Raw genomic sequence first — 461 nt, 5'->3', positions numbered from 1 at the left:
ATTAACTAGTGCGACTCAAGTACAAGCATTTTTAAGTGCGAAAATGCGTGATTATCCTTATGAGGTTTTTGCTGCTTTGTTATTGGACAGTCAACATCGGGTTATTCGTTTTCATGAATTTTTCTTTGGCACAATTAACAGCGCGAGTGTTCACCCTCGTGTTATTGTGCAAAAAGTGCTTCAAGAAAATGCAGCTGCCATTATCCTTGTTCATAACCATCCATCAGGTGATCCAACCGCCAGTGAATCGGATAAAAATATAACTGAAAAACTTGTGAATACACTACAATTAATTGATGTTAAAATATTGGACCATTTCATCATCGGTGATGGAAAATACACCTCATTTGCAGAAAAAGGGTGGATTTAAGGCATTTATTACCACAATTGTTGATCTTTTAATCTTAATGATGTATAAAATGCGCCCTCGACGCCTTTGGCGACGGCTAAAAAAGGTGTTC

The 461-nt window shown here is 37.3% G+C and carries 1 protein-coding gene; it reads left to right on the top strand.

All coding sequences use genetic code 11. The features are described from left to right. Positions 1-370, top strand: a 370-nt coding sequence (gene radC / locus GQR38_RS20105) for a DNA repair protein RadC (protein WP_165738053.1), incomplete at its 5' end; no start/stop codon positions are given. Positions 371-461: the final 91 nt, after the last annotated feature.

Origin of the sequence: Pseudoalteromonas sp. c7(2019) (assembly GCF_011378625.1) — a bacterium.
Classification (GTDB): domain Bacteria; phylum Pseudomonadota; class Gammaproteobacteria; order Enterobacterales; family Alteromonadaceae; genus Pseudoalteromonas; species Pseudoalteromonas arctica.
This window is presented reverse-complemented; position numbering and strand designations above follow the sequence as displayed.